The 26243-nt window shown below is 72.3% G+C and carries 23 protein-coding genes and 1 pseudogene; 15 read left to right on the top strand and 9 right to left on the bottom strand.

From position 1 onward, the window contains the following. The first annotated feature begins 290 nt into the window (after positions 1–290). The 3 genes from ACSHXC_RS03335 (at position 291) to ACSHXC_RS03325 (ending at position 4697) form a co-directional block, all read left to right on the top strand. Positions 291–2285, top strand: a complete 1995-nt coding sequence (locus tag ACSHXC_RS03335; RefSeq protein ID WP_438296413.1) for a SpoIIE family protein phosphatase — start codon at positions 291–293, stop codon at positions 2283–2285. A 187-nt stretch (positions 2286–2472) separates the two neighbouring features. Beyond that, the gene (locus ACSHXC_RS03330) at positions 2473–3807 is read left to right on the top strand and encodes a wax ester/triacylglycerol synthase family O-acyltransferase (protein WP_438290076.1); all 1335 of its coding nucleotides are present in this window, start codon (positions 2473–2475) and stop codon (positions 3805–3807) included. Positions 3808–3836: 29 nt separating this feature from the next. Continuing rightward, the gene (locus ACSHXC_RS03325) at positions 3837–4697 is read left to right on the top strand and encodes an Fpg/Nei family DNA glycosylase (RefSeq protein WP_438290075.1); all 861 of its coding nucleotides are present in this window, start codon (positions 3837–3839) and stop codon (positions 4695–4697) included. 7 nt (positions 4698–4704) lie between these two features. Here the strand turns inward: ACSHXC_RS03325 and ACSHXC_RS03320 are convergent, their stop codons facing one another. After that, positions 4705–5325 carry an anti-sigma factor family protein gene (locus ACSHXC_RS03320; protein ID WP_438290074.1) on the bottom strand — a complete coding sequence of 207 codons (621 nt, stop codon included), beginning with the start codon at positions 5323–5325 and terminating at the stop codon, positions 4705–4707. Positions 5326–5448: 123 nt separating this feature from the next. On the opposite strand from ACSHXC_RS03320, the gene ACSHXC_RS03315 reads away from it, so the two are divergent. The 4 genes and pseudogenes from ACSHXC_RS03315 (at position 5449) to ACSHXC_RS03300 (ending at position 9528) form a co-directional block, all read left to right on the top strand. Further along, positions 5449–6195 carry a LytR/AlgR family response regulator transcription factor gene (locus ACSHXC_RS03315; protein ID WP_438290073.1) on the top strand — a complete coding sequence of 249 codons (747 nt, stop codon included), beginning with the start codon at positions 5449–5451 and terminating at the stop codon, positions 6193–6195. Positions 6196–6239: 44 nt separating this feature from the next. After that, positions 6240–6593: pseudogene (locus tag ACSHXC_RS03310) on the top strand (hypothetical protein); the annotation flags it as partial. Positions 6594–6670: 77 nt separating this feature from the next. Beyond that, positions 6671–8350 carry a cation acetate symporter gene (locus ACSHXC_RS03305; RefSeq protein WP_438290072.1) on the top strand — a complete coding sequence of 560 codons (1680 nt, stop codon included), beginning with the start codon at positions 6671–6673 and terminating at the stop codon, positions 8348–8350. Further along, on the top strand, positions 8347–9528 hold the full coding sequence (locus tag ACSHXC_RS03300) for a sensor histidine kinase (RefSeq protein WP_438290071.1): 1182 nt from the start codon (positions 8347–8349) through the stop codon (positions 9526–9528). The genes ACSHXC_RS03305 and ACSHXC_RS03300 overlap by 4 nt, the downstream gene beginning before the upstream one ends. Positions 9529–9554: 26 nt before the next feature. Here the strand turns inward: ACSHXC_RS03300 and ACSHXC_RS03295 are convergent, their stop codons facing one another. After that, complete coding sequence (locus ACSHXC_RS03295; RefSeq protein WP_438290070.1) at positions 9555–10049, bottom strand: hypothetical protein; 495 nt, start codon at positions 10047–10049, stop codon at positions 9555–9557. Here ACSHXC_RS03295 and ACSHXC_RS03290 point away from each other — a divergent pair. Continuing rightward, positions 9992–10378 carry a zf-HC2 domain-containing protein gene (locus tag ACSHXC_RS03290; protein ID WP_438290069.1) on the top strand — a complete coding sequence of 129 codons (387 nt, stop codon included), beginning with the start codon at positions 9992–9994 and terminating at the stop codon, positions 10376–10378. The genes ACSHXC_RS03295 and ACSHXC_RS03290 overlap by 58 nt on opposite strands. Here the strand turns inward: ACSHXC_RS03290 and ACSHXC_RS03285 are convergent. Beyond that, entirely contained in the window at positions 10279–10899 is a 621-nt protein-coding gene (locus ACSHXC_RS03285; protein WP_438290068.1) for a sigma-70 family RNA polymerase sigma factor, read from the bottom strand. The genes ACSHXC_RS03290 and ACSHXC_RS03285 overlap by 100 nt on opposite strands. 267 nt (positions 10900–11166) lie before the next feature. On the opposite strand from ACSHXC_RS03285, the gene ACSHXC_RS03280 reads away from it, so the two are divergent. Next, complete coding sequence (locus ACSHXC_RS03280; RefSeq protein WP_438290067.1) at positions 11167–12387, top strand: CapA family protein; 1221 nt, start codon at positions 11167–11169, stop codon at positions 12385–12387. On the opposite strand, the gene ACSHXC_RS03275 is transcribed toward ACSHXC_RS03280, so the two are convergent. Next, positions 12371–12850: a universal stress protein gene (locus ACSHXC_RS03275; protein WP_053730901.1), complete on the bottom strand. Its 480-nt coding sequence runs from the start codon at positions 12848–12850 to the stop codon at positions 12371–12373. The two genes, ACSHXC_RS03280 and ACSHXC_RS03275, sit on opposite strands and share 17 nt — an antisense overlap. 71 nt (positions 12851–12921) lie before the next feature. Here ACSHXC_RS03275 and lysX point away from each other — a divergent pair, with 71 nt between their 5' ends. Together lysX and ACSHXC_RS03265 are read left to right on the top strand one after the other, a co-directional pair. Next, positions 12922–16194, top strand: coding sequence for a bifunctional lysylphosphatidylglycerol synthetase/lysine--tRNA ligase LysX (lysX, locus tag ACSHXC_RS03270; RefSeq protein WP_438290066.1), 3273 nt, complete (start codon positions 12922–12924; stop codon positions 16192–16194). A gap of 129 nt (positions 16195–16323) precedes the next feature. Next, on the top strand, positions 16324–17169 hold the full coding sequence (locus ACSHXC_RS03265; RefSeq protein WP_438290065.1) for a polysaccharide deacetylase family protein: 846 nt from the start codon (positions 16324–16326) through the stop codon (positions 17167–17169). A 12-nt stretch (positions 17170–17181) separates the two neighbouring features. On the opposite strand, the gene ACSHXC_RS03260 is transcribed toward ACSHXC_RS03265, so the two are convergent. Beyond that, positions 17182–17841, bottom strand: a complete 660-nt coding sequence (locus tag ACSHXC_RS03260; RefSeq protein WP_438290064.1) for a class F sortase — start codon at positions 17839–17841, stop codon at positions 17182–17184. 332 nt (positions 17842–18173) lie between these two features. Between ACSHXC_RS03260 and ACSHXC_RS03255 the strand changes: the two genes are divergently transcribed. Next, the gene (locus ACSHXC_RS03255; RefSeq protein ID WP_438290063.1) at positions 18174–18653 is read left to right on the top strand and encodes a hypothetical protein; all 480 of its coding nucleotides are present in this window, start codon (positions 18174–18176) and stop codon (positions 18651–18653) included. Positions 18654–18740: 87 nt separating this feature from the next. Here the strand turns inward: ACSHXC_RS03255 and ACSHXC_RS03250 are convergent, their stop codons facing one another. From ACSHXC_RS03250 to ACSHXC_RS03240, 3 genes are all read right to left on the bottom strand, one after another. Then, entirely contained in the window at positions 18741–19295 is a 555-nt protein-coding gene (locus tag ACSHXC_RS03250) for a hypothetical protein (RefSeq protein ID WP_438290062.1), read from the bottom strand. A gap of 197 nt (positions 19296–19492) precedes the next feature. After that, positions 19493–20254, bottom strand: a complete 762-nt coding sequence (locus ACSHXC_RS03245; protein WP_438290061.1) for a DUF4239 domain-containing protein — start codon at positions 20252–20254, stop codon at positions 19493–19495. 24 nt (positions 20255–20278) lie between these two features. Further along, a complete protein-coding gene (locus ACSHXC_RS03240) occupies positions 20279–20857 on the bottom strand; it encodes a hypothetical protein (RefSeq protein WP_438290060.1) in 579 nt (192 codons plus the stop codon). Between the two features lie 227 nt (positions 20858–21084). Between ACSHXC_RS03240 and ACSHXC_RS03235 the strand changes: the two genes are divergently transcribed. The 3 genes from ACSHXC_RS03235 to ACSHXC_RS03225 all read left to right on the top strand — a co-directional run bounded on the left by ACSHXC_RS03235 (position 21085) and on the right by ACSHXC_RS03225 (position 25282). Further along, positions 21085–22041, top strand: a complete 957-nt coding sequence (locus ACSHXC_RS03235; protein WP_438290059.1) for an SCO0930 family lipoprotein — start codon at positions 21085–21087, stop codon at positions 22039–22041. Positions 22042–22298: 257 nt separating this feature from the next. Then, the gene (locus ACSHXC_RS03230; RefSeq protein ID WP_438290058.1) at positions 22299–23111 is read left to right on the top strand and encodes an SAM-dependent methyltransferase; all 813 of its coding nucleotides are present in this window, start codon (positions 22299–22301) and stop codon (positions 23109–23111) included. Then, on the top strand, positions 23108–25282 hold the full coding sequence (locus ACSHXC_RS03225; protein ID WP_438290057.1) for a putative bifunctional diguanylate cyclase/phosphodiesterase: 2175 nt from the start codon (positions 23108–23110) through the stop codon (positions 25280–25282). The genes ACSHXC_RS03230 and ACSHXC_RS03225 overlap by 4 nt, the downstream gene beginning before the upstream one ends. A 21-nt stretch (positions 25283–25303) precedes the next feature. On the opposite strand, the gene ACSHXC_RS03220 is transcribed toward ACSHXC_RS03225, so the two are convergent. Further along, complete coding sequence (locus ACSHXC_RS03220) at positions 25304–26206, bottom strand: LysR family transcriptional regulator (protein ID WP_438290056.1); 903 nt, start codon at positions 26204–26206, stop codon at positions 25304–25306. Positions 26207–26243: the final 37 nt, after the last annotated feature.

Genomic DNA, 26243 nt, shown 5'->3' with positions numbered 1-26243 from the left:
CCGCGCCGGTGACCGGGGGGTTCCTTCACCCTGCGGACCGTGGGTGGCTGGTCGCGCCCACATGCGGCGAAGCCGCGGAATGTCACAGTCCCGCGCCCCCAGCAGGGTTGATCCCGGCGCACTGAGCCACTCCCCGCCGCCTCCCTGATGCGCGCGATCCGGGCTGCGCCTAGCGTGGCCCCATGGACGCGGGCACAGGGGGCGGAGGGGCGGCCGAACTGTGCCACTGCGGCGAGCCGGCCGGCGGCGAGGACTGCCGCTTCCTTCACTCGTACGGCCGAGACCTGCGGATGGGCAGCTTCGACTGGGACCTCGGCACCGGCCTGATGCACATGGACGAGCCCGCGCTCGCCGTGTTCGACCTGCGCCCCGACGAGTACGACAACCGCCCCGAGTCGCTGGCCCGCCGGGTGCCGCGCGCCGAGGCCACCAGGCTCGACGCGCTCGTCTCGCAGGCGCTCAAGAACGGCAGCGTCAACTACGGCGTCTACTTCCGCATCCGGCGCCGCGACGGCCGCCTGCGCTGGACCCACACCCAGGGCTTCGTACGCCGCGACGAGACAGGCCGCCCGCTGCGCATCATCGGGATCGTCCGCGACGCCACCCAGGAGCTCGCCGAGTCCACCGCGCGGGTCGGCCTCGACGACGAACGGCGCCGCACGACCAGCGTCGTGGAGGCCACCACCGCCGCCCTCGCGCACGCCAGGACCGTCCAGGACGTCATCGACGTCATGAAGGACTCGCAGGGCCCCGAATACCTCGGCGCCACCAGCCTCGTGATGGGCCTCCTGGAGGCGGGCCGCATCCATCTGATCGCGGAGGGCCCCGAGGGCAGCTTCGTGCCGGGCACCCGGTGGACCCGGGTCGACGAGCAGTACCCGATGAGCGAGGTCGTGCGCACCCTCGCACCCCGCTTCATCGAGTCGCCGCAGGACTTCGCCGACTCCTATCCGGTCCTGTGGCCGAACATCAGCGGCCTCGGCATCACCTCCGCCGCCTACCTCCCGCTGATCGCCCAGGCCCGGCCCATCGGCGCGATCGGCCTGCTCTACAGCGACAAGTCGGGATTCACCAGCGACGAGCGCAACCTCCTTGTGGCGCTGGGCAGTTCGATCGCCCAGTCCCTCCAGCGCGCCATGCTGTACGAGCAGGAGCACGACCTCGCCGAGGGCCTCCAGCAGGCGATGCTGCCGCGCCGCATCCCCGAGGTGCCCGGCGCCCAGCTCGCCGTCCGCTACCGCTCGGCACGGTTCGGCCGGGACATCGGCGGCGACTGGTACGACGTGATCCCGCTGCCCGGCGGCCGGGTCGGCGTGGCCATCGGCGACGTACAGGGACACGACACGCACGCCGCCGCCGTGATGGGGCAGCTGCGCATCGTGCTGCGCGCGTACGCCGCCGAGGGGCACACCCCGGCCACCGTGATCGCGCGGGCCTCGGTCTTCCTGCACGAGCTGGACACCGACCGGTTCGCGACCTGCACGTACGCGGAGGCCGATCTGAGCACCGGGGTGGTGCAGATCGTGCGCGCCGGGCACGTCGACCCGCTGATCCGCCTCCAGGACGGCAGCTGCCGCAGACTGCCGGTGGAGGGGGGCCTCCCGCTCGGGCTCTCGGCCGAGTTCGGGCGCCTCGAATACCCGGTGTCGACGGTCGAACTCGACCCGGGCCAGACCCTGTTGCTCTACACCGACGGCCTCGTGGAGCAGCCGGGCGCCGACCTCGACGACGGCATGCAGCTCCTCGCGTCCCTCGTCAGATCGGGCCCGGAGGACCTCGAAGCGCTCGCCGACCGGCTTTGCGACGTGGTCGACGAGCGGGCCGGCGACGACGACGTGGCGCTGCTGCTCCTGCGCCGGCGCGCCATGGAGGTGCCGCAGGGCGGCGGGCGGCTGCGCCAGCACGTCGCGCAGAACGACCCGGAGGCGCTCAGCTCCTCCCGGCACATGATCCGCGCGGCGGTCCGGGCCTGGGGCGCCCGCGAGCGGTCCGACGAGATCGAGCTCGCCGCCGACGAGCTCATCACCAACGCCCTGATGCACACCGACGGCGGGGCGATCGTCACCATCCGGGTCCTCTCCGGCCCCGAACGCCGCCTGCGTGTCGAGGTGGAGGACCGCTCCAGCGCCCTGCCGCGCCGCCGCGAGGCAGGCGCCTCCGGGGTCTCGGGGCGCGGTCTGATGCTGGTGGACCGGCTCGCGGACGTCTGGGGCGTGGAGTCGCGCGGCAGCGGCAAATGCGTGTGGTGCGAGTTCGTCGTCCCGGAACGAGGCGCCGGCCGATGAGGGTCGAGTGCCGATACTCCGTGTCCGGCCGGCGAACAATGCCTGATCAGGAACTGATCAATACTTGGCGGTAACTATACGTAACAACTCATTACTTGACCGTAATCGTTCGCCGGGGTTTGACTGCTCACTCTGTACGGGCGGCACCGATGCCGCCCGACCGGCCTCCGACTGACACGAGGACTCCTTGAGCAGTGAGCTCCTTGCACCTCTTGATCTGGCGTTCTGGCACCTCGAATCGGCGGAGCACCCCATGCACCTGGGTGCGCTCGCACACTTCGACCCGCGTCCCGGCACCGACGGCGGGCAGATCCTCGATCTCCTCGCCGAGCGCGCCGCGGCCATCCCGCGCCTGAGGATGTGCGTACGCGGCGTGTGGCTGCCCATAGGCGGCGCGGCCTGGGTCGCCGACAAGGACTTCGACGTGCACCGCCACGTCCGAAGGGTCCGCCTGCCCGCGGGCGACTTCGACACCGAAGCCGTCCGGGTGGCGGGGGAGTTGATGGAGCGTCCGCTGGAGCGCGGCCTGCCGCCCTGGCGGATGTACGTCCTGACCGGCGAGGACGACGGTGCCTTCGCGGTCCTGGTGAAGCTGCACCACGCGCTCGCCGACGGCATGCGCGCCGTCGCGATCGGCGCGGGCATCCTCGACCAGCTCGCCGCGCCGAGCGCCCGGCGCCGACGCCCCGTGCCGCCCCGCTCCTGGCTGCCGGGCCCCCGCCAGGTCGCCGGGTTCGCCCGCGACCGGGTCGGCGAGCTCACCCGGGCCGTGGGCATCGGCGCCTCCGTGATGCGGGCCAGCCGCCTCGAACTCGGCGCGGGCTCCGCTCTCGCCGCCGACTCCAGCGGCACCCGCCGCCTCGCCACGGCCGTGCTCGACCACGAGGACGTCCAGCGGATACGGAGGGCCGAGGGCGGCACCGCCAACGACGTACTCCTCGCCGTCGTCGCGGGCGGACTGCGTCGCTGGCTCCTGGAGCGTGATTCGAGCATCCCCGGTGCCGAACCGCGCGCCCTGGTCCCCGTCTCGCGCCGCCGACCGGGCGCCCCGCCCGGCTCCGGCAACAAGCTCTCCGCGTATCTGCTCGGCCTGCCGGTCGCCGAGCCCGACCCGCTGGCCCGGCTCGCCGCCGTGCGCACCGCCATGGACCGCAACAAGGCCGCAGGTCCCGGGCGCGGAGCCGGAGCCGTCGCCCTGCTCGCCGATCAACTGCCGCCCCTGGCCCACCGGTTCGGGGCGCCGCTCGCCGGGAACGCGGCCCGCATCCTCTTCGACCTGCTCGTCACCAGCGTGCCGCTGCCCCGCTCCCGGCTCTCGCTCGGTGGCTGCCCGCTGCGCGCGATCCACCCGATGGCGCCGCTCGCCCGCGGACAGTCCCTGGCGATCGCCATGTCCACGTACGGCGGCCGTGTGCACATCGGCCTGGTCGCCGACGGCAAGGCCGTGCCCGACCTGGACCGGCTCGCCGAGTCCTTCGGGCAGGACCTGGCGGACCTCCTCGGGGCGAGCGCGGCTCGCTGAGCCCGCGCGGCCGGTGCACCCTGGTACGTATGCCGGAACTGCCCGAAGTCGAGGCCCTGCGGGACTTCCTCGCCGACCACCTGGCCGGACAGGAGATCGCGGGCGCCCTGCCCGTCGCGATCAGCGTCCTGAAGACGTACGACCCGCCGTACACCGCTCTGGCCGGGCGCACCGTCACCGGTGTCGCCCGGCACGGCAAGTTCCTCGACATCGACGCCGACGGGCTGCACCTGTGCGTCCACCTCGCCCGCGCGGGCTGGCTGCGCTGGTACGACACGCTGCCCACGGCCCCGCCGAAACCCGGCAAGGGCCCGCTCGCGCTGCGGGTGGCGCTGGCCGGCGGCGCGGGCTTCGACCTCACCGAGGCGGGCACCCGCAAGAGCCTCGCCGCCTACCTCGTCCACGATCCCTCCGAGGTCCCCGGCATCGCCCGGCTCGGCCCCGACCCGCTGGCCCCAGGCTTCGGCCGGGACGACTTCGCGGCCCTGCTCGCGGGCGAGCGGCGTCAGCTCAAGGGCGCGCTGCGCGACCAGTCCCTCATCGCGGGCATCGGGAACGCGTACAGCGACGAAATCCTGCACGTGGCGAAGATGTCGCCCTTCAAGCCGGTCGCCCACCTCACCGACGACGAGATCACCACGCTGTACGAGGCGATGCGCGCCACCCTGACGGAAGCCGTCGAGCGCTCCCACGGGCTCGCGGCGGGCCGTCTCAAGGCGGAGAAGAAGGGCGGGCTCCGCGTGCACGGCCGGACCGGGCAGCCCTGCCCGGTCTGCGGCGACACCGTACGCGAGGTGTCGTTCGCCGACTCCTCCCTCCAGTACTGCGCGACCTGCCAGACGGGCGGCAAGATCCTCGCCGACCGGCGCCTGTCCAAGCTCCTCAAATAGTGCCGCTTCATCGGGGTGTGATCGTCGCGAGGCGGGTTCCGTCCGCGGCCCGTACCTCGAACCGTGCGATGGCGTCCTGCGCCAGCGCCGCCGCGCCCCGCATGCGTACGGGCTGCCCGCCCCGGTCCGCCCAGGACGCCACCGTCTGCTGCGAGCCGTCCCGGCCCACCGCGACCAGCGTGCACGAGACGGGTGCCGCGCCCGCGAGGCCGAGCTCCACATCGGTGCCCCACTCCTTGGGCGCGGTCACCAGCGACGCCGTCACGCCGGGCGCGTGCGAGGCCACCTGCCAGCGCGGCGCCGCCGGTGCCAGGACGACGCCGATCCCGCCCACCGCAAGGACCCCGGCCGCGGCCACCAGGCCGATCCGCAGCGTGCGCCCGCGCCGGCGCCGCTTCGCCACCGCGCCCAGCATCCGGTGCAGCACCTCGGGCGGGACCGGCCCGGCCGGCATCGCCCCGTCCTCGGCATACGCGGCGAGCAGCGCCGTCACGCTCCCGAACTCGGTCAACGCCCGTCTGCACGCGGCGCATCCGACGAGATGATCCTCGAAGCGGAAGGTGTCGGCGGCACCGAGCACGCCGAGGGCATAGGCCCCGACGTCCTCGTGGATCTGCGGCGAACTCATGCCAGCAGGTACGCAGAAACCGTCCCGAACACTCAAGACACACCGGCATCCCGCGTCCAAGGGGCGTCCGGTGGGTCGCGGCCCCGGCCACGGCCGGCCGGCCACCCCCTAAACTCCGACCCCATGCTGCGCGTACTGGCGGTCGACGACGAAGCCCCGGCCCTCGAAGAACTCCTCTACCTGCTGCGCTCCGACCCCCGGATCCGCTCGGCCGAAGGCGCCACCAGCGCCACCGAGGCACTGCGGCTCATCGGAGCCGCGCTCGAAGCGGGGGAGGACGGCGAGCAGGGCGTCGACGTGGTCTTCCTCGACATCCACATGGCCGGGCTCACCGGACTCGACATCGCCCGCCTGCTCGCCGGATTCGCCCGCCCGCCACTGATCGTCTTCGTCACCGCCCACGAGGGCTTCGCCGTCCAGGCCTTCGACCTCAAGGCCGTCGACTACGTCCTCAAACCGGTGCGCGCAGAGCGGCTCGCCGAGGCGGTCCGCCGGGTCGCCGAGCTGGTCGGCGACCGCGGAGCGAGCGTCCAGGAGCCGGACCAGATCCCCGTCGAGCTGGGCGGCGTCACCCGCTTCCTGCCCGTCGCCGACATCGCGTACGCCGAGGCCCAGGGCGACTACGCCCGGCTGCACACCGCCCGCGGCAGCCACCTCGTGCGGATCCCGCTGTCCACGCTGGAGGAGCGCTGGCGCAGCCGCGGCTTCGTCCGGATCCACCGCAGCCACCTCGTCGCGATCGACCGGATCGACGAGCTCCGCCTGGACGCGGGCAGCATGAGCGTGCGGGTCGGCGACGCCGAGCTCCCCGTCAGCCGGCGCCACGCCCGCACGGTACGGGACCGCCTCCTGCGCCGCACCAGCCGCTGACCTGGCCTTCCCCGAGCGGTGATCAGCTGCGTACACTCCGCGCCATGTCACCGGAGCAGGCCGCGCGGCGCGAGCGGGTCACGGGGGAGCCGAGAAGGGTCCGCCCGCTGCCGCGCCACCGTGCCCAGTCCGAGATCGACGAGCAGACCGCGCTCGGCGGCGCCTATGTGCGCTCCCTGATGCGCGGCCAACTCCGCGCCGCGCTCACCGGGTTCGCGGTCCTCGCCCTCACCGTCGCGACCCTGCCGCTCGCTTTCCGAGCTCTGGACGACGACACCGTCACCTGGTGGGTGCTCGGCTTCGCCGTCTACGGGCCGCTCGGCCTCATCGCCTGCTGGTACGTGCGCACCGCCGAGCGCAACGAATGCGACTTCGCCCGCCTGGTCGCCGACCGCCCGACGGAGGGCTCAACAGGCGTGCCCTCAGCGCGAGTCGACCTGCCGGAAGGTCGCCCGACAGAACGCCGCCCCGCCCCGTGAGCCAGACGTACGCCGTGGTCGCCGTCACCGCCGTCGTGCTCGCCACCGTCCTCGTCGGTGGGTTCGGCCTGCGGATCTCGCGCACCACCTCCGACTTCTACGTCGCCTCGCGCACGGTCGGTCCCGGCCTCAACGCGGCCGCCATCAGCGGCGAATACCTCTCCGCCGCCTCCTTCCTCGGCATTGCGGGCCTCGTCCTGGTCCAGGGCCCCGACATGCTCTGGTACCCGGTCGGCTACACCGCCGGATACCTCGTGCTGCTCCTTTTCGTCGCGGCTCCGCTGCGCCGCTCGGGCGCGTACACGCTGCCCGACTTCGCCGAGGGGCGGCTCGAATCGCGGGCCGTGCGCCGCCTGGTGAGCGTGTTCGTGGTCGGCGCCGGCTGGCTGTATCTGGTGCCCCAACTCCAGGGAGCGGGGCTGACGTTGAAGATCCTGACCGGCGCGCCGGGCTGGCTCGGGCCGGTGCTCGTCGCGGCCGTCGTGGTGCTCGCGGTCGCCGCCGGAGGCATGCGCTCCATCACCTTCGTGCAGGCCTTCCAGTACTGGCTGAAGCTGACCGCGCTGCTCATACCCGTGTTCTTCCTGGTCCTCGCCTGGCAGGGCGACGGCGCGCCACGCCCCGTCTACGACGAACCGGCCGCGCTGCGCCACCAGCAGACCGTCCGCTTCGCCGACACCCTGACCCTGCGCCTCACCGAACCCCACCCGGTCCGAGCGAATGGCACCGTCGACGGCCGCCGCCACGACGGCGAGGTGCTGACGCTTCCGCCGGGTGAGCACCGCGTCGAGGCAGGCACCCGGTTCGCGCTCGCCGAGGCGACCCGCGTCCCCGGCAGCGCCGCCCGCACCGAACACCCGCTGTACGCCACGTACGGGCTGATCGTGGCGACCTTCCTCGGCACCATGGGCCTGCCCCACGTCGTCGTCCGCTTCTACACCAGCCCGGGCGGCCGCGAGGCCAGGCGCGCGACCGTGGTGGTCCTCGCCCTGATCGGCGCGTTCTACCTGCTGCCGCCCGTCTACGGAGCGTTGGGCCGCCTGTACGCCCCCGAACTCGCCCTCACCGGCGACGCCGACGCGGCCGTGCTGCTGCTGCCCGGGCGGCTCGTCGGCGGCACCGGCGGCGATCTCCTCGGCGCGCTGGTGGCGGGCGGCGCGTTCGCCGCGTTCCTGTCCACCGCCTCCGGGCTCACCATCGCGGTCGCCGGAGTCCTCACCCAGGACGTGCTGCCCTCGCGCGGCGTACGCCACTTCCGCCTCGCGACGCCGCTCGCGATCTCCGTGCCGCTGATCGGTGCGCTGCTCGTCAGCGGAGTGCCGGTGGCCGACGCGGTGGGGATGGCGTTCGCGGTGTCGGCGTCCTCGTTCTGCCCGCTGCTCGTGCTCGGCATCTGGTGGCGGGGGCTGACCCCGCCGGGCGCGGCCGCCGGGCTGCTGCTCGGGGGTGGCTCCGCGCTGTTCGCCGTCGCCGCCACCGTCCTCGGGGCGGTCCCGCCCGGCCTGCTGCACGCGCTGCTCGCCTGGCCCGCCGTGTGGTCCGTGCCGGTCGGCTTCCTCGCCATGATCGGGGTCTCGCTCGCCACCCCGGGACGCATCCCGGCGGGCACCAACGCCGCCATGACCCGCTTCCATCTGCCCGAGGCCCTGGCCCGCCACGGGGGCGCACACCGATGACCCTGGCCGCCCTGCTCTTCCTCGGCCCGCTGCTGGCGGCCGCCGGTTTCCTGCTCGGCCGGCGCACCGCACGTCAGGGGCGTACCAGCGATGTCGGAACCCCCGTCGAACACGCCACCTTCGAGACCCTGCACACCGCCTCGCTCGCCGCACCCCCGCTGCGGGCCGGGCTCACCGGCGAAGCGGCCCGCAAGTCGGCCCGCGGTCTCCGCTCGCTGCTCGGCACCGACGCACTCTGCCTCACCGACCGCGACACCATCCTGACCTGGGACGGGGCGGGGGAGCAGCACCACAGTGCCCACGTCATGGAGCGGGTGCGGACGTTGCTCGACACCGGTCGCGACACGGCGTTCGCGCTGTCCTGCGACGACCTGGACTGCCCGCTGCGCTGGGCGGTGGCCGTCCCGCTGACCGTGGACCACCGGGTCCTCGGCACGCTTGTCGCGTACGCGCCCCGCGAGTCGGCGGTGCTCGCGCGGGCGGCGGGCGAGGTCGGCCGCTGGGTCTCCGTACAGCTGGAACTCGCCGAACTCGACCGCTCCCGCACCCGGTTGATCGAAGCGGAGATCAAGGCTCTGCGTGCCCAGATCTCCCCGCACTTCATCTTCAACTCGCTCGCCGCGATCGCCTCCTTCGTGCGGACCGACCCGGAGCGGGCCCGTGAACTCCTCCTGGAATTCGCCGACTTCACCCGCTACTCGTTCCGTCGGCACGGCGACTTCACCACGCTCGCCGACGAACTCCACTCCATCGACCAGTACTTGGCCCTGGTCCGGGCCCGCTTCGGCGACCGGCTCTCCGTCACCCTCCAGGTCGCACCCGAGGTCCTCCCGGTCGCCCTGCCCTTCCTCTGCCTCCAGCCGCTCGTCGAGAACGCCGTCAAGCACGGCATCGAGGGCGCCGTCACGGCAGGCCGCATCACCATCAGCGCCCTGGACGCGGGCAACGAGGCCGAGGTCGTCATCGAGGACGACGGCGCCGGCATGGACCCCGATGCGCTGCGCCGCATCCTGCGCGGCGACGGCGGCCCGTCGGGCGGCATCGGCCTGCTCAACGTCGACGAACGGCTGCGGCAGGTGTACGGAGACGCGTACGGCCTGGTCATCGAGACCGGCGTCGGTGCGGGCATGAAGGTGACCGCCCGCATCCCCAAGTACCGTGCTGGAGTGCATAGTTGACGCCGAGTCAGAGACAGGGGATCGCTTCAGAACAGATGGATCGCCAAGTGGCCGAGCGGCAGGCCGAGTTCCCAGGCCGGTGTCCACACCCGGGGCTCGTCCTCCTCGTCCGCGTGCGGGTCGACCCCGCCCGGCACCACCGCGTCCAGATCCGTGGCCAGGAGCTCGGTCTCCTCCAGCCACCGCCAGGCGGTCCGCGCCATCTCCAGATCGGGCCCCTGCTCCTCGCCGCCGGCCAGCCGGCGCAGCCGGGAACAGACCCAGCGCCGCCACGGCCGCCCGGCCGCGGTGAGCGAGCTCCACTCGTCGAGCCGGGCCACCACCCGGGCGCCGCCGACCGCCCCGTCGGACAGGAAGATCGTCAGGGCGAGGGCGTTGCGCCCGGCCCGGAACTCCAGTGTCGTCGGCGGCATCAGATCGCCGGTACGCAGTAATTCATCCGCGATGTACTCGGCGTACATCCATGCCATCGGCACCACCAGCTCGCCACCACTGGTCCCGCTACTTCCCTCCGGACGCATCCTGTCTCGCCTCTTTCATCGACCGTCCCGGCGCTCCCGGGGAGCTCCAGGGAGCATTGAACCGGGGGCGCGTGCCCGCCGTGGCCAGAAGGGCAGGATCCGTCACAAGACACGAGGTGCTCATGCATGTGCGGCAGCTGCTCGGCGCGTACGTACTCGGCGCCCTCGCGCCCGGCGAGGACCGCGCCGTCGCCGCGCATCTGCGCCGGTGCGCGCCGTGCCGCACCGCCTACTTGGAGGTCGCCGAGGCGCCTTCGCTGCTCGCCCTGCTCACCGAGGCGGACCTGGAACCCACCGAGGAGAGCCCTTCGGGGCCTGACGCAGAATAGCCGGGCAGCACCCGGGCCAGCGCACGCAGGGCGTAGTACGAACGGGACTTGACGGTCCCGGGCGGAACGCCGAGCACTTCGGCCGCTTCGGTCACGCTCAGTCCGCGGAAGTACAACTGCACCAGGACCGCGCGGTGTTGGGGTGTGAGCGACTTCACGGCCGCGCGGACGTCGAGCGCGGCCGTGCAGCGCTCGGCGTGGTCGCCGGGCTCCGCCGTCGCGAGCAGCACCTCGTCGCCGACCTCGGTCGGGCGGGCGAGCCGGCCGCGCCGCGCGTCGATCGCGAGGCGCCGCGCGACGGTGAACAGCCAGGGCCGCATCGAGCAGTACGGCGCCTCGAAGGCCTCGGGGTGCTGCCAGGCCCGTACCAGGGTCTCCTGGAGGAGGTCCTCGGCGCGCTGGCGGTCGCCGTAGGTCAGGCCGAGCAGGAAGCGCAGCAGCGCGGGGCCGTGCGCACGCTGCAGTTCGGCCAGATCCCGCTCATGGGCGTACCGCCGGCTGCCCGTGAGTGCCGTCGTCACCGTGCACGCCCCTTCCCCGGATTCCGTCGACCGCAGCCGTATCGGAGCGCATCCGGGCGGACCTGGACAGCCGTCGCACCGCCCCGTGCGGCAAGCGGTCGAACCGAGCGGTGAATGGTGCGGCGAGCGGTCCGCGACCCGTGGGGGGCCGGTCCCGGTGCGTCCGTTTCAGCGGTCTTCAGTCGTATAAACGGCTTTTCTCCTTGACTGGCCCGTTCTCGGGAGGTGGATTTCAGACAGACCACCGCACTCGATCAACGGAGCCCGATGCACCAGCCGACCCAGCGCGCGCGAGTGAGGGCGGCGGCCGCGGCTCTTCTGCTCGCGGCCACAGCAGGATGCAGCAGCGGGCAACGGCCGCCGCACCCTCAGGACGCCCAGCGCTCCCCGGCCTCTGGAGTCGCCCGTGCGCAGCGCCCCTTCACGCTGGTCGCCACCGGCGACGTACTGCCGCACGAGTCGACCATCGAGCGCGCCAACTCCGATGCGGGCGGCCGGGGTTACGACTTCCGGCCGATGCTCGCCGGAGTCAAGCGGATCGTCTCCCGGGCCGATCTGGCGATCTGTCACATGGAGACCGTGTACGGCGCCGACGAAGGCCCCTTCACCGGATACCCGGCCTTCACGTCGCCGCCGCAGGTGGCCGCCGCGCTGAAGGACACCGGGTACGACTCCTGCTCGACGGCCTCGAACCACACCCTGGACGACGGCGCCGACGGCATCGCCCGCACCCTGAAGGCCTTCGACAAGGCGGGGCTCAAGCACACCGGGTCGGGCCGCACCGCGGACGAGTCGGCGGCGCCCGCGCGGCTTTCGGCGGGCGGCGCCAGGGTCGCGCAGCTCGCGTACACCTACGACACCAACGGCTATCCCATGCCGGACGGGCAGCCGTGGGCGGTCCACCTCATCGACCAGAAGAAGATCATCGCGGATGCCCGGGCGGCCCGGGCGGCCGGCGCCGACATCGTCGTCGTCAGCCTCCACTGGGGCACCGAGTGGCAGACCGAGCCCGACGAACAGCAGCTCACCCTCGGTAAGGCGCTCACCGCGTCCAGGACGGGCGGCCGCCCCGACATCGACCTGATCCTCGGCACCCACGCCCACATCCCGCAGGCGTACGAGAAGGTCAACGGGACCTGGATCGTCTACGGCGAGGGCGACCAGATCGCGGGCGAGATGTTCAACGAGACGGGTGCGCGCGACCACCGCGGCAACATGAGCTCGATCGCCCGCTTCACCTTCGCACCGCCGGTCCGGCGGGGGGACCGCTGGCAGGTCACCAAGGCGGAGTTCATTCCGCAGTGGATCGACGTGGAGCGCGGCCGCGTGATGAGCCTGCCGGACGCGCTCGCGAAGTCACCCGGCCGCGAGGACTACACCGAGGCCCAGGACCACATCCGCGAGGCGGTCCTGGGCCGCGGCGCCGCGAAGGACGGCCTGACGATGCCCCGCCGGCCGAGAGCGGGGACCTCTACGGGACCACTGTGACCGGCCAGCGGCCCGCCTTCACCAGGCGAACGGCCACCGATCCGATGATGCGGTGGCCCGCCGACTCGGACGCGCCGACGACGACCGCGTCCGCCTTGAGCTCGTCGGCCGCGGTCACCAGTCCGGAGTACGGGTCGCCCCGGAAGGTGTGGAACTCCCAGCGGACGTCCCAGATGCCCCGGACCCGCTCGGCCGCCGCCCTGATCTCGGCGACCAGGCCCTCGGCGATCTCCCCGGTGGTGTCGGCCACGGGCGCGCCCAGCGCGGCGCCCGCCGACATCACGGGCTGGACGTACACGAGGGCGAGCAGCGCGTTCTGCCGCCGGGCCAGGCCGCTGGCGTAGGCCGCGGCCCGGAGCGAGGAGTCCGAGCCGTCGACGCCGGCGACGATCACCTTCGGACCGTCGGTACCGCGTTCGAATCGCTGGGACTCAGGGTGGGACTGGGGCTGCTGCTCTGTCACTGTTCGAGGCTATCCGGCCGGGTGGGGCTTCCGACAGGCGGCCCGGCCCGGGTCTCCCTAGAGTGCTGAGCATGACTGTCAGCGAGGCGGCGCCGATACCGTCCCGGACCGGCTTTCTGGGGCGGGTGCCCGAAGCGTTCGCGATGTTCTTCGGCGTGCTCGGTCTCTTCTGCGGCCTCATCTCGCTCATACCGCCACTGCGCCGGCTGCTCTACCCGATCGTCTGGTTCCTCGACCGGGTCACCGTGCCGGTCAGCGCCAACCTCGCGTACGCCGTCTTTCTGCTGCTGCTCGCCGCCGCCATCGGAGCCCGCAAGAAGGTCGCCTGGTGGCTGGTCGTCATCTACCTGGGACTGCTTTTCCTGCTCGACGTCCTGCTGATCGTCGTCGCCGAATGGATGTGGATCCCCAACGGGGTGTTCTGCGCCGCGGCGCTCGTGGTGATGATCCTGGCCCGCAAGCAGTTCTACGCACAGACCCGGCGCGGCGCCTTCCGCCGGGCGGTGGGGGTGCTGTGCCTCGGGCTCGCGGCGGGCGTCCTCGTCGGCTGGGGCCTGGTCGAGCTGTTCCCCCACACCCTGCCGCGCGGCCAGCGCCTGCTGTGGGCCACCAACCGCGTCTTCGGTGGCCTGGTCTCCAACGGCCAGTTCGACGGGAAGCCGCCCAAGCCGCTGTACTTCTTCCTCGGCCTGTTCGGCGCCATCGCCCTGCTGACCGCCGCCTCCACGCTCTTCCGCTCGCAGCGGATGGAGGCCTCCCTGCACGGCGACGAGGAGCCCCGCATCCGGGCGCTGCTCGGCGCGTACGGCCGCCAGGACTCGCTCGGCTACTTCGCCACCCGCCGCGACAAGGCCGTGGTGTTCTCGCCGAACGGCAAGGCCGCCGTCACCTACCGCGTCGAGGCGGGCGTCGCGCTCGCCAGCGGGGACCCGGTCGGCGACGCCGGCGCCTGGGGCCCGGCCATCGACGCCTGGCTCGACGTCGCGCGGCAGTACGCCTGGGCGCCCGCGGTGATGGGCGCATCCGAGGAGGGCGCCACCGTGTACGCCCGGCACGGGCTCGGCGCCATCCAGCTCGGCGACGAGGCGATCCTGCACGTCGCCAAGTTCGACCTCGACGGCCGCGACATGCGGGTCACCCGCCAAGCCGTCCACCGGGTCGCGCGGACCGGCGCCACCACCCGGATCCGGCGCCACTCGGCACTCACCGACGAGGAGATGCAGCAGATCATCGACCGCGCCGACGCCTGGCGCGACACCGAGACCGAGCGCGGCTTCTCGATGGCGCTCGACCGGCTCGGCGACCCGGCCGACGGCGACTGCCTGCTCATCGAGGCCTTCGACGCCGACGGCACACTGATCGCGCTCCTCTCCTTCGTGCCGTGGGGCCCGGACGGCATCTCGCTCGACCTGATGCGCCGCGACCGCAGCGCGCCCAACGGCGTGATGGAGTTCATGGTGGCCGAACTGTGCGCCGCCGTACCGAAGTTGGGGGTCCGCAGGATCTCGCTGAACTTCGCGGTGTTCCGCTCGGCCTTCGAGGAGGGCGCCCGCATCGGCGCCGGTCCGGTGCTGCGGCTGTGGCGCAGGCTGCTGCTGTTCTTCTCCAAGTGGTGGCAGCTGGAGGCCCTCTACCGCTCCAACGTGAAGTACCAGCCGCAGTGGTACCCCCGCTTCCTCTGCTACGGCGACGCCGGCTCGCTCGCCCGGGTCGGTCTCGCGTCCGGCATCGCCGAGGGCTTCGTCTCCGTACCGAGCCTGCGCAAGCTATGGGGCAAGGGCCGGCAGCCCAAGGGCGTCACCAAGCCCGTCACCACCGCCGGACTGCCCTCCATCGAGGCGCTCGGCCTCGCCGGGCCCGGCGAGGCCGAGGTGACGGAGCGTCAACTTCCGGAGCAGGTACGGGTTCGCCACCGCAAGCTGGACCGGCTGCGCGCGGACGGCACCGAGCCCTACCCCGTCGTCATCGCGGCACGCACCCACACGCTGGCCCGGCTCAGGGCCGCGGGCGAGGGCACGAGCGCCACCGTGGCCGGCCGGGTCATGGCCGTGCGCGACTTCGGCGGCGTCGTCTTCGCCGTCCTGCGCGACTGGTCGGGCGACCTCCAGCTGGTCCTCACCCGCGAAGGCGCGGGCGAGTCCGTCCTCGGGCGGTTCACCCACGACGTCGACCTCGGCGACCACATCACCGCCTCCGGCACGACCGCCGCCAGCGACAAGGGTGAGTTCTCGCTCTTCGCCACCGCCTGGCAGATGACCGCCAAGTGCCTGCGCCCGCTGCCCGACAAACGGCGCGGCCTCGCCGACCCCGAGGCCCGCGTACGCCGCCGCTATCTGGACCTGGTGGCGAGCCCCGAGGCCCGGGAGGTGGTGCGGGCCCGCTCCACCGCCGTCCAGGCGCTGCGCCAGGGCCTCCTGGACCGGGGCTACCTGGAGGTCGAGACGCCGATGCTCCAGCAGATCCACGGCGGCGCCAACGCCCGCCCCTTCACCACCCACATCAACGCCTACGACCTCGACCTGTATCTGCGCATCGCCCCCGAGCTGTACCTGAAACGGCTCTGCGTCGGCGGCGTCGAGAAGGTCTTCGAGATGGGCCGCACCTTCCGCAACGAGGGCGTCTCCTACAAGCACAACCCCGAGTTCACGATGCTGGAGGCCTACCAGGCGTACGCCGACTACGACGTCATGCTCGACCTCACCCGCGAACTCATCCAGGGCGCCGCCACCGCCGCCTTCGGCTCCCCGATCGCCCGCAGGGCGAGCCCGGACGGCACCGTCGTCGAGTACGACATCTCCGGGCCCTGGCCGGTCAAGACGCTGTACGGGGCGGTGTCCGAGGCGCTCGGCGAGGAGATCGGCGCGGACACGGAGGAGAAGAGGCTGCGCCGGCTCTGCGACCGCGCCGGGGTCCCGCACACCCCGGACAACACGCGCGGCGACGTCGTGCTCGAAATGTACGAGCGGCTCGTCGAGGAGAAGACACAGCTACCCACCTTCTACAAGGACTTCCCCACCGAGGTCTCCCCGCTGACCCGCCAGCACCGCACCGATGCGAGGCTCGCCGAACGCTGGGACCTGGTCGCCTTCGGAACCGAACTGGGTACCGCCTACTCGGAGTTGACCGACCCCATCGAGCAGCGCCGCAGGCTCACCGCGCAGTCGCTGCTCGCGGCGGGCGGCGACCCGGAGGCCATGGAGATCGACGAGGACTTCCTCGACGCCCTCGAATACGCGATGCCGCCCACCGGCGGGCTCGGCATCGGCGTGGACCGGCTCGTCATGTTCCTCACCGGCCTCACCATCCGCGAGACCCTGCCCTTCCCGCTGGTCCGCCGCGCCTGAGAGCACCGGCGGCCGACAGCCCCGGGTGACTCCATTCGTGCCCGTGTCATCCCGGTGTTGACGTTTCGTCGGCTCCGCGGTGACCCGCACGCCCTAATCTTCCGCCATGACGAACAAAAGCCGTATGTCATGAAAAGGGATCAGATGCTCCCCAGTCGGCGGACCCTGCTGCGCGTCACCGCCTGCCTCGGAGCCGCCGCCGCGGTGCGCATGCTGATCGCCGAGGACATCGTCGCCCCCGCTCCCGCGCCCCGGCCGGCGCCCGCCGCGGGACCCCAGGCCGCCGTACCGCGGCTGGGCTCCAGCGGGTACCGCCTGGAACCCATGACCGCCGACACTCCGCCGCGCTACCAGACGGCGCTGCCGCCGGTGCGGACCAAGCCGTTCCTCAGCATGCCGGAGCTGGGGGAGCACTCGATGGTGCTGACCTTCGACGACGGGCCCGACCCGCGTTACACCCCGGGCATCCTCAGGACCCTGCGCGAACACGATGTGCGCGCCGTGTTCTTCCTCTGCGGCGAGATGGCCACCGACAACCGGGACCTGCTGCGCGAGATGCGGGACGACGGGCACGTCGTCGGCAACCACACCTGGACCCACCCCCAGCTCAACAAGACGGCCCCCGCCCTGATCCGCTCCGAGATCGGCCGCACCAGCGAGGTCATCGAGCAGACCCTGGGCGAGCCGCCCCAGTGGTTCCGGGCGCCGTACGGTGCCTGGAACCGCAACGTGTTCGAGATCCAGGCCGAGATGGGCATGGAGCCGCTCGCCTGGACCGTCGACAGCCTCGACTGGACCACGCCCGGCACGGCCACCATCATCCGCCGCGTCCTGGACGGAGCCGCACCGGGCGTCGTGGTGCTCTCGCACGACGCGGGCGGCGACCGCTCGCAGAGCGTCGCCGCGCTGCGCACCTATCTGCCCGAACTCCTGGCGCAGGGCTACGAGTTGAAGGTTCCGCCGCGCCGGAGATGAGTAGCGGGAACGTTACTTCGTGGCGACGAGCCGGGCGAAGACGACGACGTTCGAGTTGTAGCCGTGGCTCTTGGAGAAGCCGCCCCCGCAGGTGATCACCCTCAGCTCCGGGTGCCCGGTGTCGCCGTACACCCGGGTGCCCGGGAAGGCGTTCTTGTCGTACACCTCGGTGCCGTACACCTCGAAGACCGCGGTGCGCCCGTCGAAGCGGTCCACCTCGATGTGGTTGCCCTTCTCCAGGGAGCCGAGGCCGTAGAAGACCGCGGGGCCCGTCGCGTTGTCGACGTGGCCCACCACCACGGCCGTGCCGCGCATGCCGGGGGACACGCCGTTCTGGTACCAGCCCGCCAGGTTCGGGTCCTGCGGCGGGGGTGCCTTCACCCAGCCCTGGGCGTCCGTGCCCACGTCCATGATGGGCGCGTCCACCTTGATCTCGTCGATCCGGATCCGGGAGGCGGGCGCGAAGGACAGCGGCTGGACCGGGGCCGCCGGACGGGAGGAGGAGGCGTTCGCCGCCCGGCCGTTCAGCGCGGCCGCCGCGGCCGGCTGCGGCGGACCCATCGTGACATCGGCACCGTTGCGCATCAGCGCCAGACCGGTGAGCATCACCAGGGCCAGGGCTCCCCACGGGGAGCGCCTGCGACGCTCCACGCCGCTCTCATAGTGCGCCATGTCTCTCCGTATCCCCTTCGCCGTCCACCCTCAGAGCGCCTTCCGAGCACCGTAAGGGCGCGGCGTCAACTCGGCGATCGGGCGGTGGCGAACGGGTGGCGGCCGGGCACCCCTGACCCATCCGGGTAACGCGGTGGCAAAACCGATCTGACGGTCTGTGACCTGCGGGTCCGTCAGATTCCCCGCCCATCCGGGGGATGCGGCGGTTCACCAGGGTGGATCAGTGCCGAAATGCGGCTTGTATGAGTGGCGGTGAGGGTTCGTCATGGGAGGCGTACTCGTCGATCATCCCGGAGCACCGCTTTGGGGCGTACTCCCATGGAGGTTCAACGATGCGTGCTTCACGCGCTCTCGCGGTGGTGCTGGCCACCGGCGCCGCGGTCGGGCTCGCCGCCCCGATGGCCGCCGCGACCAATGGCCCCGTCGACGTCGACGTCAGCCCCTCGGACGTCCATCAGGGGGCCACCCTGAGGGTCACCGCCCGGGGCTGCGGTCACGGCGGCAGAGTCACGTCCAACGCCTTCTCGGAGGTCCATCTCTCCGCGGGTGACGGCACCAACTTCGCCACCGTCAGGGTCCACGACCACGCCACCCCCGGTAACTACAACCTGGCGGTGAAGTGCAACGACAACGACCGCGTCGCCACCCGCAGCTTCACCGTCCTGGAGGGCCGGGGCGCCGACGGCGGGCTCGGCGGCGCGGCGGGCCCGAGCGACACCGAGATGGCGGTCGGCGGCACCCTCGTCGGTACGGCCGCGATCGGCGGCGCGCTGTTCGTCGCCCGCCGCCGGCGCCAGGACGTGCGGGCCTGACCGGACGAACCTCCCGGGAACGACCCCAACGGCCGGTCGCCCCCGAGTCCTGGCCAGGACTCGGGGGCGACGGGTGCCGTGGGGCGGCTAGTGCCGGCGGTCGGCCCAGCGCCGGCGCAGGAAGTAGACGGTGCCGCCTGCCGCAGTCGCGATCAGCGTGGTGCCGACCGTCATCTCCGTGGGGCTCGGGCCGTCCTTCACGCTGCCGCCGAGGCCGCCGCGGACGCCGAGCGGGGAGGTGGCGCTGGGCCGGACGGTGGGGCGCACGGTGGAGCTGGTGGTCGGGGTGCTGCCGGCGATCGTCAACTGCGCGGTGCCCCGCGCGTTGTTGCAGTTGAACGTCACGGTGTAGGAGGCGCCGCGTTTGGCGGTCGAGTCGACCGTCGCGTTGCGCGAACTCTCCGGGGGGATCGTGACGGTGTCGAAGATCCCGGAGGACACCGTGGCACTGCCGGGGCAGTTCGTGACGTTCAGCGTGACCTGGCCCCCGGGCACGATCACCGAGGGCGTCACGCTGAAGCCGAACGGCGGGATGTTGGTCGCGTTGGAGCTTCCGTCGGCCGCCGTGGCAGCGGTCGGCGTGGTGAGTGACAGGGCGGCGGCGCCGAGCAGAGCGGTGGATGCGATGCGTATCGCGCCCATGGTCGATCCTCCGGTCCCCGAGGAGCAGCTGCGGAACCGATTCCACATATGGGGGGAGATGCACCTCGATGCCCGAAACGCTAGGAGGCGGCCCGGCGTGTCGCGACCCCTGTACGGCGAACGGGGCACCGCGGTCGCCCGTCCGGCCTAGCAAAAGGCCCCGCCGGTCCGACGGGGCCATACGGGTGACGGAGACGTCAGCGGATGCCGGGGAACAGGTCCAGGAACGGCCCCGCCGTCGCCGAGATCCCCCGGCCGAAGGGGGCGTCGAAGTCCCAGATCAGGAACAGCAGGAAGGCGATCAGGGCGCTGAAGAGCCCGGCGAGCAGCAGCTCCCGCCAGGAGCGCCTGATCTGCAAGGTGAAGATCAACCCGATCGTGACGAGCGCCCCGCTGATCAGGCCGAACCAGACGACCCCGGGCATGGTGGCGCCCGCCCCCTGCCCGCGGGCGGTCCGGGCTTCGTCGATCGCGCCCACCTGGTCGATCAGCGGCTGGTAGGCCTGCGTCTCGTAGTCGTTCGCCGGGTGGTAGTCGGTCACGTCGCGGCGGATCTTCTCCAGCTTCTGGGTGCCCTCGTCGGTGAGGTCGCCGTGCTCGGCCATGTAGCTCCACTCGGTGTGCACCACATAGGAGGCGTACGCCTCGACGTCGGCCCGGGTGCGGTCGCGCACCTCGGCCGGGTACACCTGGACCCGCCGGTCGATCTGGTGCAGCGCCTGGGCTTCCTGCTGCACGTCGGCCTGGGCGGCCCCGCGGCCCTCCCAGACGCCCGCGATGGCGAGGCCGAGCACGATGGCGTACACCACGCCGATCATCATCGTCATGTATTCGATGACGTCCGGGGTTCCCGAGGGATCGTCGTCGGGGTCGACGCGGCGGTTGCTGAACAGGGTGATGGTGAGGACCACCGCGCAGGCGGCGGCCATCGCGATGAGCAGGACGAGCCAGTCGGACAAGGGGACCTCTCAGGTCGATGGGGCTCAGCGGGAGCCGGAGCGCGAGCGAAGGAGCGCCGCGCCGAGCACGGCGGGCGCGGTGATGAGCAGGGTGAGCGTGACCGGGGAGAGCCGCGGCGCGGGCTTCTTGCGCGGCGGCATCCGGTAGTTCTGCAGGGTGATCCGGTGCGCCGCCGGCGGCGCGGGGTGCGCCGAGGCGCCCGGCGGGGGCGCGGGCGCGGGCGACAGCGCGGGCGGCGCGGCCGGCGCGGGCGCCTCGGCGGGCCGGTGCGCCGCCCGCGGCGCAGGTGGCGGCGGAGTCGGACGCGGCGCCGGGCGCGGCGGCGTGGGCCGGGGCGCGGGCTTCGCGGGTGGCGGTGGCGCCGGCGCGTGCGACGGCGGGGTCGGGGGCACCCGGGTGGGCGTGGGCGTCGGGCTCGGCCGGGGCGGCCACGGACACCGGGCATGGCCGGCCTGCGCGACCGCCCAGGGCGAGCCGCTGCCGCCCTGCGTGACGGAGGCGTACGCACAGGCGTCGGCCTGCGCGGCCGGTGCCGGTACCGCGAGCAGCACGGTGAAGGCCGTGGCGGCGAGCAGCCGCCCGGCTAGGTGTCGTCGGTGCACGGGGTGATCATCGATCTGTCGGGCCGTCGTGTTGTCGGGTGCTGAAGCGATTCGCCTGAACGGGGGAGATCCCGGCGATTTGCGTTCGGCACGTTGACCGGCTGTTCGGGGCCGTTCGGAAAAATTCTTCGGCCCGCGTTGAACACACCGCCTCCCGCCGCCCGTACTTAGGGCCATCACCCGGCGCATCCGGCGCCGCAACAGCCTTACGGACAACGGGAGTTGACATGGTCACCTGGCGCAGCGCATCGCTCGCGGCAGCGGCGGCAGCAGTACTGGCAGTGACCGCGACGGGCTGCGGCCAGGACAAGAGCAGCGGCTACAGCAGCGGCAACGGCCAGCCGGTGGGCAACGCCAGCAACGCCCAGCAGCCCGGCGACAACGCCTACGGGTCGAGCGGCGGCTACGGGCAGGCGGGCGGCGCCCAATCGTCCGCCAAACAGGCCGGGCAACTGGTGGTCAGCGACAGCAAGGAACTCGGCAAGGTCGTCACCGACAACGCGGGCTTCACGCTCTACCGCTTCGACAAGGACACCGCGAGTCCGCCCAAGTCGAATTGCGAGGGCGACTGCGCGAAGGCCTGGCCCGCGGTGCCCGCCGACGGCGTCACCGCGGCCGCCGGCACCGACCAGTCGGCGCTCGGCTCGGTCACCCGCGCCGACGGCACCAAGCAGCTCACCATCGGAGGCTGGCCGATGTACCGCTACGCCAAGGACACCAACCCCGGCGACACCAACGGGCAGAATGTGGGCGGCACTTGGCACGCCGCGGCCCCCGACGGAAAGAAGGCCGCGCCCGCGGCCCCGGCGCCCGCCGCGGCGATGCCGGGCCTGTCCGTCCGCAAGGACCCCAAGCTCGGCGACGTCATCGTGGACGCGCGCGGCATGACCGTCTACCGGTTCACGAAGGACTCGGCCTGGCCCATGAAGTCCGCCTGCACCGGCGCCTGTCTGCAGAAGTGGCCGGTGGTCGCGCCGGTCGACAAGACCAACACCAAGGGCATCGCCCTCAAGGGCTTTGTCACCTTCGACCGGCCCGACGGCGTGAAGCAGCAGTCCATCACCTGCTGGCCGGTCTACACGTTCTCCGGCGACACCAAGCCCGGCGACACCAATGGCCAGGGCGTGGGCGGCACGTGGTACGCCGTATCCCCCGAGGGCAAACTCATCGGCGCACCCAAGTAGCCCAGGGCCCAACCCTGTCGGCCCGTCATCGCGTCCCCCGCGCGGCGACGGGCCGACGTGCGTGTCCCAACCCCCGATACGATGGCGCACGCTCCCGCTTCCGCCCGTACGATCCGGCGCACATGCCCTCGGCGTGTGACCAATAACGGACGAGCATTTTCCGTTTTCACTCGCTCTCCCGGCGGACGATCAGTAGCCTCAGGCCCAAACAATGGTCATGGTCATGGCCGTCCTGCGGCGACTTGTTGGAGACATTGATGGAGCGTCCCGCCTGGGCCCCTCAGGGCATCGACATCTCGGTGCCGAGCGTGTCCCGCATCTACGACTACTACCTGGGCGGTTCGCACAATTTCGAGGTCGACCGGGAAGCGGCCCGCGAGGCCATGCGGTTCATGCCGGGACTTCCCAAGATCATGCAGGCCAACCGGGCGTTCATGCGCCGCGCCGTGCGCTTCGCGGTCTCCGAGGGCGTCACGCAATTCCTGGACATCGGATCAGGAATCCCGACCTTCGGAAATGTTCATGAAGTCGCCCAGGCGGCAAGCCCCGAGGCCCGCGTCCTGTACGTCGACCACGACTCGGTCGCCGTCGCCCACAGCCGTGCCGTCCTGGAAGGCAACGAACTGGCCGGGATAGCCGCGGCCGACCTGCGCAAGCCGCACGACATCCTGAACGCCCTCGAGACCTCCCAACTCCTCGACCTGTCCAAGCCGGTGGCGCTCCTCCTGGTCGCCGTACTGCACTTCGTCGAGGACCAGGACCACCCGTACAGGGCGGTCGCCGAGCTGCGCGACGCGCTCGCCCCCGGCAGCCTCCTCGTCCTCACCCACGCCTCCTACGAAGGCATCCCGCTCAGCGAGGAAGAGGCCGGCGGCACCGTGGGCGTGTACCGCGACATCAAGAGCCCGCTGGTCATGCGCTCGCGCGAGGAGATCACCGGATTCTTCGACGGGTACACGGTGCTGGAGCCCGGTCTGGTCTCGATGCCGCTGTGGCGGCCGGAGAGCGAGGCCGACCAGGAAGATCCGTACGCCTTCTCGGGCTTCGCCGGTGTGGGGCGCAAAGCGTGAGCATCCCGCCCCAGGCGCAGGCTCCGGACCTGGCGCCGGACAGCCCCGAGGACCGGCTCAGACGGTTCGCCACGATCTGGAGCCGAGCCATCTTCCCGGTGACGGCGACCTCGCTGACCCGGCCCGAGTTCGAGCAGCACCTGGTGCCGCTCGCCCGCCGACTCATCGACGCCCTGCACGGGCGGCACTTCGACCCGTCGCCCGCCCAGGAGATCGGCGCCGCCCTGGTCGCCGTGCACTGCACCGACCCGGACGCGCTGAGCCGCACCCTCGGCGTGGTCGAGTCCTATCTCGTCCTGTACTGCGGCGCGGGCGACGAGCTGCCCGCCGAGGAGGCACGGGCCCGCTGCGCCCGGCTCCAGCACGCCCTCGCGGCCGGCTTCGCGGCGGCCCTGCGCGAACGCACCCGCTCCGAACAGGAGGCCATCGCGCGCTCCGCGATGTCGGCGCGCAGCGCGGCCCTGGACGCCCTGCACGCCACCGAGGCCCGGTTCCGCGCGGTCTTCGAAGGCGCCGCCATCGGCATCGGCATCGCCGACCTCGAAGGCCGCGTCCTGGAGGTCAACGAGACCCTCACCCGGATGTTCGGCGGCATAGAGGGCCAGATCCGCAGCCGCAACGTCAGCGAGTGGGTACACCCCGAGGACGCCCCGCAGGTCTGGAAGCTGTACGAGGAGCTCGTGCGGGGTGAACGCGACCACTACCGGGTCGAGAAGCCCTACTACCGGGGCGACGGCACCGTCCTGTGGACCAACCTCACCGTCTCGCTCCTCCGCGACGCCGAGGGCCGGCCGCAGTACCAGCTCGCCCTCATGGAGGACACCACCGAGCGCCGGCTCCTCAACCTGCGGCTGCGCTACGAGGCCACCCACGACGCGCTCACCGGGCTGCCCAACCGCACCCTGTTCTTCGAGCGCCTGGAGAAGGCTCTCGCCCCGGGCGACGGCAAACGCTTCGGGCTCTGCTACCTGGACCTCGACGGGTTCAAGGCGGTCAACGACAGCCTCGGCCACTCGGCGGGCGACCGCCTCCTGGTCGAGGTCGCCGACCGGCTGCAGAGCTGTGCGACCGGGCCCGGCGAGATGGTGGCCCGGCTCGGCGGCGACGAGTTCGTGGCCCTCACCACCGGACCGGACAGCGAGTACGAGGCCGACGAGCTCGCCTCGCGGATCCTGCACACCCTCGCCACCCCGATCCGCATCGAGGGCCGTGAGCTGACCGTGCGCGGCTCGATCGGCGTCGTCGAGGGCCCGGCGGGCGAGCGCAGCCCTGCCGAGGTGCTGCGCAGCGCCGACATCACGATGTACCGGGCCAAGTCGGCCGGCGGCAACCGCTTCGAGTTCGCCGACGCCGAGGCGGACGCCCGCGCGATCACCCGGCACGGCCTCACCAACGCGTTGCCCGCGGCCCTGGAGCGCGGCGAGTTCTTCATCGAGTACCAGCCGCTTGTGCACCTCGGCGACGGCAGTGTGCACGGCGCCGAGGCGCTGGTCCGCTGGTCGCACCCGCAGCACGGGGTGCTCGGGCCCGACCGGTTCATCCCGCTCGCCGAGCACACCGGGCTCATCGTGCCGCTCGGCCGCTGGGTGATGCAGGAGTCGGTACGCCAGGCCCGGGCCTGGCAGGAGGCCCACCCGGGCGCCACCGACGGCGGCCCGCTGCGCATCAACGTCAACCTTTCGCCGACCCAGCTCTACCACCCGGGCCTGGTCGCCGACACCGTCGAGATGCTGGAGCGCACCGGGCTCGCCCCGGGCGCGCTGTGCCTGGAGGTCACCGAGTCCGCGCTCATCGGCGCCGACGACGACCTGCTCAAGCCGCTGCGCCAGCTCGCCGAGATGGGCGTCGACATAGCCCTCGACGACTTCGGCACGGGCTACTCCAACCTCGCCAACCTGCGCCGGCTCCCGGTGAGCGTGCTCAAGCTGGACCGGTCGTTCACCCAGTCCATGCAGCAGCTGCCCGCCGACCCCGTCGACATCAAGATCGTCGAAGGCATCGTGTCGCTCGCGCACAGCCTGTCCCTGGCGGTCACCGTGGAGGGAGTGGAGACGGGTGCCCAGGCCGAGCAGCTGAAGGAGCTGGGCTGTGACACGGCCCAGGGCTGGTACTACGCGCGCCCCGGCGCGCCGGACCGGATCCACTCGCTGGCGCTGATCGACGCGGTGTGACCCGGCGCTGAGGGGGCGGGCCTAGACCGGCCCCCGCTGCCCCGTCCCGATGCTGAGCAGGACCCGCTGCAACTCCCGTGCCGCGCGCGGCGGGTCCACGTCGCTGCGGTGGGCCAGGGCGATCGTGCGGCGCAGGCCGGGGCGGGCCAGCGGGGTCACCCGCAGGTCCCTGGCCCGCGCCGCCACCATGCTCGGCACCACGGCCACCCCGAGCCCGGCCCGTACGAAGCCGAGCACCGCGTCCATCTCGCCGCCCTCCACCGTGAACGCGGGCTCGAAGCCCTCCGCACGGCAGGCAGCCACCGTCAGCTCCCGCAGGTCGTAGCCGTGCCGGAACATCACCAGGGGAGCGTCGCGCAGATCGGCGATGCGCACCGAGGAGCCCGAGCCGGGCGGTGCCTCGGCAGGGGAGGACACCACCACCAGGTCCTCCTGGAGCAGCTCGATCGTGGTGAGGGCGGGGGAGCCGGCCGGCAGCGGCAGCACGATGAGCGCCAAGTCCAGCGCGCCGCGCGCCAGTTCGCGTACGAGGTCGTGGGAGCCGCCCTCCTCGATGAGGAGCTGGATGCCGGGGTGACGGTCGTGGAAGGCGCGCAGCACATCGGGCAGAAGCCCCGTGCACAGGCTCGGCGTCGCGCCCAGGCGCACCCGGCCGCGCCGCAGCTGGGCCAGCTCCTGGACCTCGATGCGGGCGGTGTCCGCGTCCGCCAGGATGCGCCGGGCCAGCGGAAGCAGCGCCTCGCCCGCGTCGGTGAGCGCGATGTTGCCCCGGGCGCGGCTGAACAGCTCGGCGCCCAGCTCGTTCTCCAATGCCTTGATCTGCTGGGAGAGCGAGGGCTGCGAGACGTGGACGCGCTCGGCGGCCCGGGTGAAGTGCCGGGTCTCGGCGACCGCCACGAAGTAGAGGAGCTGCTGGAACTGCATAGCCCTACGATAGGCCATCTCTATGGAGATGAGCCGA

This window comes from Streptomyces sp. HUAS TT7, from assembly GCF_051550175.1.
Taxonomy (GTDB): domain Bacteria; phylum Actinomycetota; class Actinomycetes; order Streptomycetales; family Streptomycetaceae; genus Streptomyces.
This window is presented reverse-complemented; position numbering and strand designations above follow the sequence as displayed.

What these genes read in the sequence shown, in the direction of transcription:
- ACSHXC_RS03230 (WP_438290058.1), top strand. Translation starts at nt 22,299, where the DNA reads ATGGAGCGTCCCGCCTGGGCCCCTCAGGGCATCGACATCTCGGTGCCG.
- ACSHXC_RS03290 (WP_438290069.1), top strand. Translation starts at nt 9,992, where the DNA reads ATGCCATCGGCACCACCAGCTCGCCACCACTGGTCCCGCTACTTCCCT.
- ACSHXC_RS03295 (WP_438290070.1), bottom strand. Translation starts at nt 10,049, where the DNA reads ATGCGTCCGGAGGGAAGTAGCGGGACCAGTGGTGGCGAGCTGGTGGTG.
- ACSHXC_RS03255 (WP_438290063.1), top strand. Translation starts at nt 18,174, where the DNA reads ATGCGTGCTTCACGCGCTCTCGCGGTGGTGCTGGCCACCGGCGCCGCG.
- ACSHXC_RS03320 (WP_438290074.1), bottom strand. Translation starts at nt 5,325, where the DNA reads ATGAGTTCGCCGCAGATCCACGAGGACGTCGGGGCCTATGCCCTCGGC.
- ACSHXC_RS03220 (WP_438290056.1), bottom strand. Translation starts at nt 26,206, where the DNA reads ATGCAGTTCCAGCAGCTCCTCTACTTCGTGGCGGTCGCCGAGACCCGG.
- ACSHXC_RS03235 (WP_438290059.1), top strand. Translation starts at nt 21,085, where the DNA reads ATGGTCACCTGGCGCAGCGCATCGCTCGCGGCAGCGGCGGCAGCAGTA.
- ACSHXC_RS03335 (WP_438296413.1), top strand. Translation starts at nt 291, where the DNA reads ATGGGCAGCTTCGACTGGGACCTCGGCACCGGCCTGATGCACATGGAC.
- ACSHXC_RS03300 (WP_438290071.1), top strand. Translation starts at nt 8,347, where the DNA reads ATGACCCTGGCCGCCCTGCTCTTCCTCGGCCCGCTGCTGGCGGCCGCC.
- ACSHXC_RS03260 (WP_438290064.1), bottom strand. Translation starts at nt 17,841, where the DNA reads ATGGCGCACTATGAGAGCGGCGTGGAGCGTCGCAGGCGCTCCCCGTGG.
- ACSHXC_RS03280 (WP_438290067.1), top strand. Translation starts at nt 11,167, where the DNA reads ATGCACCAGCCGACCCAGCGCGCGCGAGTGAGGGCGGCGGCCGCGGCT.
- ACSHXC_RS03250 (WP_438290062.1), bottom strand. Translation starts at nt 19,295, where the DNA reads ATGGGCGCGATACGCATCGCATCCACCGCTCTGCTCGGCGCCGCCGCC.
- ACSHXC_RS03315 (WP_438290073.1), top strand. Translation starts at nt 5,449, where the DNA reads ATGCTGCGCGTACTGGCGGTCGACGACGAAGCCCCGGCCCTCGAAGAA.
- ACSHXC_RS03265 (WP_438290065.1), top strand. Translation starts at nt 16,324, where the DNA reads ATGAAAAGGGATCAGATGCTCCCCAGTCGGCGGACCCTGCTGCGCGTC.
- ACSHXC_RS03325 (WP_438290075.1), top strand. Translation starts at nt 3,837, where the DNA reads ATGCCGGAACTGCCCGAAGTCGAGGCCCTGCGGGACTTCCTCGCCGAC.
- lysX (WP_438290066.1), top strand. Translation starts at nt 12,922, where the DNA reads ATGACTGTCAGCGAGGCGGCGCCGATACCGTCCCGGACCGGCTTTCTG.